General features: G+C 42.8%; 12 protein-coding genes. 5 read left to right on the top strand and 7 right to left on the bottom strand.

The features are described from left to right. The coding region (locus A3756_RS00145; RefSeq protein WP_156490116.1) for a S1 RNA-binding domain-containing protein at positions 1–424 on the top strand (424 nt) is incomplete at its 5' end. 401 nt (positions 425–825) lie between these two features. Here the strand turns inward: A3756_RS00145 and A3756_RS00140 are convergent. The 3 genes from A3756_RS00140 to A3756_RS00130 all read right to left on the bottom strand — a co-directional run bounded on the left by A3756_RS00140 (position 826) and on the right by A3756_RS00130 (position 3,665). Beyond that, a complete protein-coding gene (locus A3756_RS00140) occupies positions 826–1,473 on the bottom strand; it encodes a TetR/AcrR family transcriptional regulator (RefSeq protein WP_068508712.1) in 648 nt (215 codons plus the stop codon). Between the two features lie 91 nt (positions 1,474–1,564). After that, positions 1,565–2,365: an ion transporter gene (locus tag A3756_RS00135; protein WP_068508713.1), complete on the bottom strand. Its 801-nt coding sequence runs from the start codon at positions 2,363–2,365 to the stop codon at positions 1,565–1,567. 76 nt (positions 2,366–2,441) lie between these two features. Next, on the bottom strand, positions 2,442–3,665 hold the full coding sequence (locus tag A3756_RS00130; RefSeq protein WP_156490115.1) for a DUF445 domain-containing protein: 1,224 nt from the start codon (positions 3,663–3,665) through the stop codon (positions 2,442–2,444). A gap of 257 nt (positions 3,666–3,922) precedes the next feature. Here A3756_RS00130 and aztA point away from each other — a divergent pair, with 257 nt between their 5' ends. The 3 genes from aztA to hisI are packed head-to-tail and all read left to right on the top strand — an operon-like array spanning position 3,923 to position 5,950. After that, positions 3,923–4,654, top strand: coding sequence for a zinc ABC transporter ATP-binding protein AztA (gene aztA / locus A3756_RS00125; RefSeq protein ID WP_068552545.1), 732 nt, complete (start codon positions 3,923–3,925; stop codon positions 4,652–4,654). Positions 4,655–4,657: 3 nt separating this feature from the next. Further along, positions 4,658–5,524 carry a metal ABC transporter permease gene (locus A3756_RS00120; protein WP_068508719.1) on the top strand — a complete coding sequence of 289 codons (867 nt, stop codon included), beginning with the start codon at positions 4,658–4,660 and terminating at the stop codon, positions 5,522–5,524. Between the two features lie 24 nt (positions 5,525–5,548). After that, on the top strand, positions 5,549–5,950 hold the full coding sequence (gene hisI, locus A3756_RS00115) for a phosphoribosyl-AMP cyclohydrolase (protein WP_068508721.1): 402 nt from the start codon (positions 5,549–5,551) through the stop codon (positions 5,948–5,950). A gap of 30 nt (positions 5,951–5,980) precedes the next feature. Here the strand turns inward: hisI and A3756_RS00110 are convergent, their stop codons facing one another. The 3 genes from A3756_RS00110 to A3756_RS00100 all read right to left on the bottom strand — a co-directional run bounded on the left by A3756_RS00110 (position 5,981) and on the right by A3756_RS00100 (position 7,542). After that, the gene (locus A3756_RS00110; protein ID WP_068508723.1) at positions 5,981–6,793 is read right to left on the bottom strand and encodes an ABC transporter substrate-binding protein; all 813 of its coding nucleotides are present in this window, start codon (positions 6,791–6,793) and stop codon (positions 5,981–5,983) included. Between the two features lie 25 nt (positions 6,794–6,818). Continuing rightward, positions 6,819–7,139 carry a site-specific integrase gene (locus A3756_RS00105; RefSeq protein ID WP_068508725.1) on the bottom strand — a complete coding sequence of 107 codons (321 nt, stop codon included), beginning with the start codon at positions 7,137–7,139 and terminating at the stop codon, positions 6,819–6,821. 139 nt (positions 7,140–7,278) lie between these two features. Further along, entirely contained in the window at positions 7,279–7,542 is a 264-nt protein-coding gene (locus A3756_RS00100; protein ID WP_068508728.1) for an acyl-CoA-binding protein, read from the bottom strand. A gap of 170 nt (positions 7,543–7,712) precedes the next feature. Between A3756_RS00100 and A3756_RS00095 the strand changes: the two genes are divergently transcribed. Next, positions 7,713–8,204: a DUF4442 domain-containing protein gene (locus tag A3756_RS00095; RefSeq protein WP_068508730.1), complete on the top strand. Its 492-nt coding sequence runs from the start codon at positions 7,713–7,715 to the stop codon at positions 8,202–8,204. A 27-nt stretch (positions 8,205–8,231) separates the two neighbouring features. Here A3756_RS00095 and A3756_RS00090 read toward each other — a convergent pair. Continuing rightward, a partial coding sequence (locus A3756_RS00090; RefSeq protein WP_197481062.1) for a PLP-dependent aminotransferase family protein occupies positions 8,232–8,826 on the bottom strand: 595 nt, incomplete at its 5' end.

The following is an 8,826-nucleotide window of genomic DNA, read 5'->3' as shown; positions in this document are numbered from 1 at the left end:
CACCTCCCCCCTTAGAAAAGCCAGTGACTTTTTAGTACACCGCCAACTCGATGCGATTGCAGCCAACAATGAAAGCTACATTAACGAAGCTCAAATAGAAGCATTAAGTGAGAATTCGAGTAAAGCCAAAAGTGCCGTCTATGATGTTGAGCAATGGCTGAAGTGCCAGTATTTAGCTAAGAACAAACAAACCTTAAATGCTACGATTCATCGTGTCTTTTCTTCTGGTTTTCAAGTTCGTCTAGCAGAAACAGGTATTGAAGGATTTGTCTCAACCAAGGAGATGGAAGGGAAGTATAGCTTTAACCAAGACCTGCTTTGCATCACCAACAAAGAGCAGTCCTTCCAACTCGACCAAGCAGTACAAGTAAAACTCAAGCAAATCGACTGGTCTCGTAAACAAATTCAGTTCGAATTAGTTTAGACCGGCTACATCCTGGCCAAATTCTTGTCTGTCCTCAGCAGAGCCATGTAGGATATCTCCTACATGGCTTTAGGTTTTATCCTATTTTTTCCTACATGTGGTTTCCGTAATATACTCATCAAACGGAAGCAACATCAAACGGACTTGTTAGGGAAGGCAGGAGCCAATCTGAAGGATTCAGATAACTACACAGGGCAGTTGTAGATCAAGGAACGATAAGGCAAGGGACAATTGTGCTGCAGGAGCGGCTGAATAACTAAGGACAGTGGCAAAACAAGGATTTGTTCACGGATGTTCAATGGATACAATTAACTGATGGAACAGTAAAGGAAGCGCCTATTCTAGGGTATCGCACGGATTGCGATACCCATTCTATTTTCCCCTCTACGTCAATTCAGTCGCTAAGCTTTTACCAGACCAACTAAGCCCGCCACCATATACTCACTAATAATATTGATATAAGTCTCTAAATCTGTATCTTCTTGGCAATGCAAACCGCCATTCCAAATTGTACTAATCGCGCCATCAAAGGTCGCTTCTAAGCCCATCATTAAGTGCTCAATGGGCATATCAGGAAACATCCCACTCTTAATACCTGGCTCCAGTATTGAGCCAATGTAGGAGGCAAATAAATCGTCTAATTGGTCAAACTCGGCCCGTAATTCCGGGGTGAGGCGTTCTCTAAAGTCGACACGCTTACAATAAAACGAAACCCGCGCTTCAGCCGGATTATCAAGAAATTGCGCAAAGGAAGCGCGAATAATTTCACGAATGATATCTATTGCTTCTGAATGTGGTGGTAGCGCTTCGTAAGAGGCCAGCATACGACGCAAAAACGAGATTGAAATCTGAGCGTAAATCTCTTCTTTACAGGTAAAATGCTTATAAACGGTCCCTTTGCCTATCTCTGCTTTTTTGGAAATCTGCTCAACGGTCACAGTTTCCCAATGTGGGTTCTCAAACAAACTGATCGCCGCTTTGAGAATTTCCTGCTCCCTCTTAGCAAACTCAACCTGCTTTCGACTTAAGCCTTCACTTCCTTCCGACATTACACTCTCACAAACTTCAATTACGAATTAATTCAATCAGCCAGCTAGGTGACCGATAGTCATTAAGTCTAGTTCTAAATTCACAGCTATTCTAGTTTTTCTTAAGATCCACAATCATCTGTTTCATGCTTAAGATTTCAGCTTGAAGGTCACTAATAGTTGGCTCATCCTTTTTACTTTCTTGCCGCGCTTTAGCATGCTCTTCTTCCATCACATTAACGACAATACCAATTACCATATTGAGAAATGCAAAGGCTGTAAAAAAGATAAACGATAAGTAGTATATCCAGCTGAAGGGGTACACCTCCATCGTTTCATATTGAACATCAGTCCAATCTTCAAAGGTCATCACCCTAAACAAGGTCAGCATGGAAATAGCAATATTTCCCCATAAGTCAGGATTAATTGTTTGGAATAAAAAGCTTCCGACAGCAGCATAGATATAAAAGATGATAAACATCAAAAGCATGACATAGCCCAGCTGTGGCAAGGCCTTGATTAAAGAGTTAATCAAGATGCGCAACTCAGGAATCACCGATATCATCCTCAAAACTCTGAACACTCTGACCAAACGAGCCAACAATGCCATTTCAGAGTCGTCAATTGGTATCAGACTTATTACCACCACCAGCGTATCAAATACGTTCCAACCGCTTTTAAAGAAGTGCCGCTTATTTGGCTCAGCAACAAAACGAATAACGATTTCAACCAGAAAGAACAGGGTGATAAACAGATCCAGCATTTTGGTGAATGCTATGGCCTGCACAGGCAAATCGTAGGTTTTTGCGCCAATTTCCAAGGCGGAAATAATAATGATAAAAATAACAAAGAGCTCAAAAGCCCGATTGTTCTTGAGTTGGTAAAAAAGAGACTGTAGCGAAGAATAATTCATTAACTGCGTAAACTATAAAAAACTTGGATTAGGTAATACTTGACGGCTATTTTACCGAAACAGAGGAAATAGTCACTTAAAGACTCTGACCAAATATATAAGCAAGCTGAGCCAAGCCAGCCATGGCACCAAGAATACCACCGATAATGATCAGTTTTATCTCATCTTCCTGAAAACAAGGCCTTAGTAGATCCTGAAATTCTTCAGAAGGGAGCTCCTTCATTCGTTGCGCCATGATATCCTGTACAACCTTGGCCCTCTCCTGGTTAAACAAAGGGTCACGCAGCGTAGTTTTTGACAAATCTACTGCCTTCAATCCGGCATCTTCTTTGAGTTCAGCAAAGCCTTTCGGCCCCATAGCGGCTTGAGTAAAAGGCTTAATCAAACCAACCGTATCATCTACCATGTTTTCAAAATGTCTTTGAATAATAGCCCTTGTACGCTTTGCTTCCGGCCCTTTCAGCATGGCTTGGGCGATTTGATCAACTGTCAGGATTTCTTCAGTAATGATTTTACAAAAAGACTCTGATACAGAGTCTTGCCGCTTTAAAAATAAACCGTGTATTGTCAGGCCTAAAAACTTAAAGGGCTTAACAGGCCGGAAAATCATATTCAACGCCACCCAGTTAGTCGCCCACCCCACCAAAAATCCGCATACTGGCAAGATCCACGGGTAGGGTAAGAAGTACCAAAGTATTAACTGGGGAAGCCCAAACAAAAAGCCAAACCAGAGGCCGCTTTTTATAATAAAGCGAAACTCCTGAGCCCCGCATTCGAGAAAGATTTTATTCAGCAGCGTTTTATCATCTTCCAGCTTCTCGATAACCATCAGCTTAAGATCAAACAATGACTCTATCTTTGGCCCGATATCCTCGACAAGATTCTGCATAATTCTCGGCAGTTGACTCTTTACCCTCTCATAAACCAGCTCTTTAACGGGTCTTGGTAGATTTTGCCAAAGCGTTCGATGGCGCTTAAGCATAATTTCATCAACTAGTTCTTCAGTGCGAGGAGCAAGTGACTCGAGAATATGCTCGCCAATTAGAGCAGGGCTCATTTGCTCAACAATATCAGAGACTGAGCCAATTCTGGACAAGGTTGAATCAACACTGATTTCCGCCATCTTCCTAGCCTTTGAGGGAATAATTCCCTGCCAGCCAAAAATGGGCCGAATGCCCCAGAATTTGATCGGATAAAAAGTAAGCTTAATGGCTAACCAGTTGGTGATGAATCCAACAATTCCCGCAATTAAGGGAATGCTTGCCAACTTGAGTAGCTCGAAGTATGAGTTCACTTCCATAATGACAGATACGTTTTGTAATTGTTATTTGGGAATAATCGTCGCGCTCAGCCCCAATAATTTAACGCTTCAAGGCCAGCCAGATTGCAATTTAGCATGCTATCACATAGGATTCACGGATTGTGTTCTACTTTAATAACAGGCTGATTATGTCACGTCGAAGCTTACTGGAAATTGGCCTTGTTCAACGCCTTGCCCTCGCGGCCTCGCTAAGTGCAGTACTAATTTATTGTGTCTACAGTGTCACCAGGTAGATAATGATTTTATCTTTCCGAAATCTAACGCTCGGCTACGAAGCGCACCCCGCTGTTCACCACCTTTCTGCCAGCATTGATAAAGGCATGCTTGTTGCCCTTGTTGGGCCTAACGGTGCAGGTAAATCGACACTGCTTAAAGGTATTATGGGGCAACTTGCTCCCTTAGAAGGTGATATTCAATTTGGACCCGTCGAGAAAGATGATATTGCTTATCTTCCTCAACAAAACATGGTCGATAGAAGCTTCCCTATTACAGTTCAGGAAATGGTCGCTCTTGGCGCCTGGAAACATATGGGTGCTTTCGGGCGATTACGTAGCAAGCATAAAAAGCAAGTCGCACAAGCGCTGCAGCAACTGGGTTTATCAGGGTTTGAAAAACGCTTGATCGGATCTCTTTCAGGAGGGCAAATGCAGCGCGTTTTGTTCGCACGCTTGCTCGTTCAAGAAGCCAACCTAATATTATTAGATGAGCCTTTTACCGGCGTAGACAGCCGAACAACACATGACCTACTACACTTGATTCAACACTGGCATGAACAGGGTAAAACGATTGTTGCAGTACTCCATGACCTTGAGCAAGTAAAGTCTCACTTCCCACATTGCCTTTTGTTATCGCGAGAGCCCATCGCTTTTGGGCCAACTGCCGGCGTATTGACTGAGCAAAACTGGCAACGAGCACGACAACTCAACGAAGCCTTTGATGAAAACGCCGTGTATTGCGGGGCTCACTAACAGATGTTCGATCTTTTTATTGCGCCAATTTTAGACTTCTCATTTATGCAACGCGCTATCGTTGGCTGCCTTGCGATTGCGATTAGCGCAGCGCCTATTGGCGTTTTTCTGATGTTAAGACGCATGAGTTTAACTGGCGACGCCATGGCACACGCAATATTGCCCGGTGCAGCGGCAGGCTTTTTTCTGGCCGGCTTATCTATTCAGGCAATGACCATCGGCGGGATTATCGCAGGCTGCCTTGTTGCGCTATTTTCCGGTTTCGTCTCTCGTATGACCGATGTCGCTGAAGATGCCAGCATGGCTGCCTTTTATCTTATTTCTCTGGCAGCAGGCGTCCTGATTATTTCAATTAACGGTAGTCAGGTTGATTTACTACACGTACTTTTCGGTTCCGCGCTGGCTTTGAACAACGAAGCTTTATATTTGCTTGCCGGGGTTTCTACAATTACCTTAATTACACTTGCTCTGCTGTTCAGACCGTTGGTTCTTGAGTGTATGGACAGGCTTTTCCTGCAATCAGTCAGTCGACTAAGTCCAATTGCTCACTTTGCCTTCCTGGTGCTAGTTGTTCTAAACCTTGTTGCCGGCTTTAACGCCCTTGGTACCTTAATGTCTGTGGGTATGATGATTTTGCCTGCAGCCTCTGCAAGGTATTGGGTCAAGAGCCTCGATATGATGCTTTTGGCGTCCTCTTGTTTTGCAATTCTCTGTTGTTATATCGGCTTACTCTTGTCATACCATGCTGGCTGGCCAACCGGGCCGGCGATCATACTGACACTTGGTATGCTCTACGTCTTGTCGTTTTCATTAGGACTTAATGGTAGCCTTTTATCTCGACTTGCCAAACCCAAACATCTCAGCGCATAACTCGTAAATATAGGTAATTTAAATATGAAGTCCTGGTTTAAATCGATCGAAAACGATGCTGAAGGCACCTCCTATCCCTTAGATAAAGTATTAAACGAACTAAACTTCTCTGAAGAGGGTTTAATACCCGTAATAGCCCAGGACCATGAGACGAGAGAGGTGCTAATGTTTGCCTGGATGAATCGCGAGTCATTAAAAGAAACTCTCGAAACCTCCAAGATGTGCTATTGGTCCCGTTCGCGAAAGTCTTTATGGCGCAAAGGAGAAAGCTCTGGCCACTGGCAAAGCCTGGTATCGATGAGAACGGATTGCGACGGTGATGTACTACTAGCCCTGGTCACACAAGATGAAGCAGCTTGTCACACTCATCGTAGAAGTTGCTTCTACCTGAAGTTTGAGCAAGGCGAGGTGGTCATCGCCTCATAAGCTTTCTGCTTTCTGCTTTCTTCGTTTACATCAGTGCTGATACAAATTACTTAAGTGGTCGTATTTATCCAGGATTTCTTGATAGCGACCACTTGATTTAATTTCTGACAAACCACGATCAAAGTCATCTCTGACCAGCTTATCTCGGAATAAAAACGGGTAATGACTTGGTTTAAATAAGGGGTGAAATCTGACCTTTTGACTAAAGCGCTGCTTTGCCAAGCGAGAGTAGCGATCTCCCTGATTTGCCTTATACCAATAATATCCAAAAATACTCTTATCCATCACGATAAAATCAAGCTCTCTGATAAAGAGTAGATTTATCTGAAAATCTTGTTTTGGAACTTCTTGATAATGCCGGTTTGTGCGTGCCATCACAGCATATTCTTTACCCAGAAAGTCTTTCGCTTTTTGAAAACCTACAACCGTTTTATCTTGAAGAAAAGACATAGATATATCTTCAGGGTAGTTCTTGGATGCCAGACTTATTGCGTAGTTTTGAAATGTCACCACGGCTTGGGACAAATAACCACTCTTAACAACATTGGCCTTTGCATTCATCACGGCATCTAACTGCGCATCATCAAACAACTTATATGCTCGCTCAAATGGCACATAAACCGGACGTATATCATAACGCTCAGGATCGAGGCTCGCTCGCAATATATCTAACTCGATGCCTGAGTCAGTTTCTTTAATCACCCAAGGAGGAATTGACATGCTAATGCCAATCTCAAATGGCTGAGGAGCATCTGATTGTACTGTGGAAGGGTCCTTGGCATGCAAGGATAATGAGACACTAGATACTAAAAAGGCGAAAAAAGCGTAGATGAATCTAAACATTGCTTCCTCCGCCTGATAATGAAAATTAACTATCCTTGGGAACTATCTCCGTCCTTTTCAAAGGCTTCTTTAAAACCTTTTCATATAAGAATAATAGTGCTTCTCGAGCTTGATTCAAGCGCGCGCGGGAAAGAGACATATTTTTTACCAAATAGCGTAAAAACTCTTTCACATTAGATTCACTTAAATAACGCGGGCTCCGCAAATCATAATAAGCTAAATACTGCGTAATCCAGTGCTGGTAAGTATGAATGGTTCTGGCACTCAAATGTTGGTGCTTTACCGCTTCAGCCAAGTCTACTGACAACCCCGGTTGACATTCGTCCAATGCAACTGCTGTACTCATATTGATTCCTTTTACTGCTTATAGAGACCTATATGCTTCTTCACTTTCCTTGTGTTGATCTCTTATAATTATTATCTTTTTTATCGTGGACACTGCTATTAACCAGCCTGAGACACAGACTGGTTAGAGACGCTGTAATTTACGCCTTTAATGTTTCAACTTCATTAATGTATTTTTGCATTGCCGCATCAGAAGTCGTTCCTTTCAACTCTTCCCATGCAACATATTTTGCACGTGCAACGAAGTCCATCATACCTGGCTTTTTACCTGAAACGTCACCTTCAGTTGCTTGCTTATACAAAGCATACATCTGCAACTTCTGCTCGTTTGAAAGCTGAACGTCACCTTCCGAGTTTTGAACAAAGTTTACGGTATCTTCAAATTGTTGCTTTAAATCGCTCATAACTTACTCCTGTTAATTTGGCGCGATTATAACTCGCTTAAATACAGATCGGTAGCTCTATAGGTAAAACCACTTTTCCATTTATGTGTATAATCTCACAGTTTTGATAAGTATCTACTTTATCAATAAGATCTAATTTTCTGTTTTCACTAATTTTTGGAGACCACATCTTGGCCAAGAAAAATAAGCTAAATAAAATTGTCAGTAACATTAATTCCTTGCCATCTTTCCTTCGCTCAACAGCGCTGTCTACTTTTTTTGGAAAGATGGTGAAGTTTACCGGCACTGCTGGAATTACAATTGAAGAGCTCAGCTGCGAACGAGCAGTGATTACACTAAAAAATAAAAAGAGTGTGCAAAATCATATTGGTTCAGTGCATGCTGTCGCCAGTATTCTGATCGCAGAGTCTGCTACCGGATATTTGATTGGTATGAACGTACCTGATAGCGCTGTCCCTGTGATCAAAACAATCAAAGCTGACTATGTAAAACGCGCCAAGGGCGACATGAAAGCCGTTGCAACGCTAAGCAAAAAGCAAATTGCTGATATCCAAAAACTCGAAAAAGGTGAAACCACTGTAAAAGTCAGTGTGACAGACGCTGAAGGCAAAGAACCCATTCTTATGGAAATGGTTTGGGCCTGGACACCTAAAAAACGTTAAGCTCTCCACTTAAAAGCTGAGCAAGTGTTATGTGAATCTGCTTAGTTCAGCTTTTAGTATATTCCCCAAAATCACAACAGCTTGCTCTCGCTCTCTGGTCCATTCATGTGCATAACTTAACCGAATATAGTTATGGTACTTACTCGAATCGGTTGAAAAGATTTCTCCTGGCGCAACAATGACGCCCTCGGCCTTAGCCAAATGGTAGAACTCTGTGCTATCTACACCATCAGGCAACTGTATCCATGCAACAAAACCTCCTTGCGGCTTAGTGATGCGTGTTTCTTTGGGAAAGTGTAGCGCAATTAAATCTAGCAACCTATCGCGCCTCTGGCTGTAAACTTCACGAGCATGCCTCAAGTGACGGTCAAAGCGCCCTCTAGACAAAATATCGGCAACCGCCAGTTGGGGTAAAGCAAAGTGACTGGAGTTGCTTAAAAAACGTTGGTACTCAATTTTTTCCCGATATCGCCCTGGCATCACCCAGCCGACACATAGCTGAGGGTCAAGCACCTTCGAAACTGAAGAGCACAGCAGAATTCGGCCATCCTTATCATAAGATTTAACAGCTTTTGGCCTAGCATCACTGTATGACAGCTCTCCGTAAATATCGTCTTCAATC

It is taken from the genome of Oleiphilus sp. HI0086 (genome assembly GCF_001635225.1).
The sequence above is the reverse complement of the archived record's forward strand: the minus strand, read 5'-3'. Positions and strand labels throughout refer to the sequence as shown.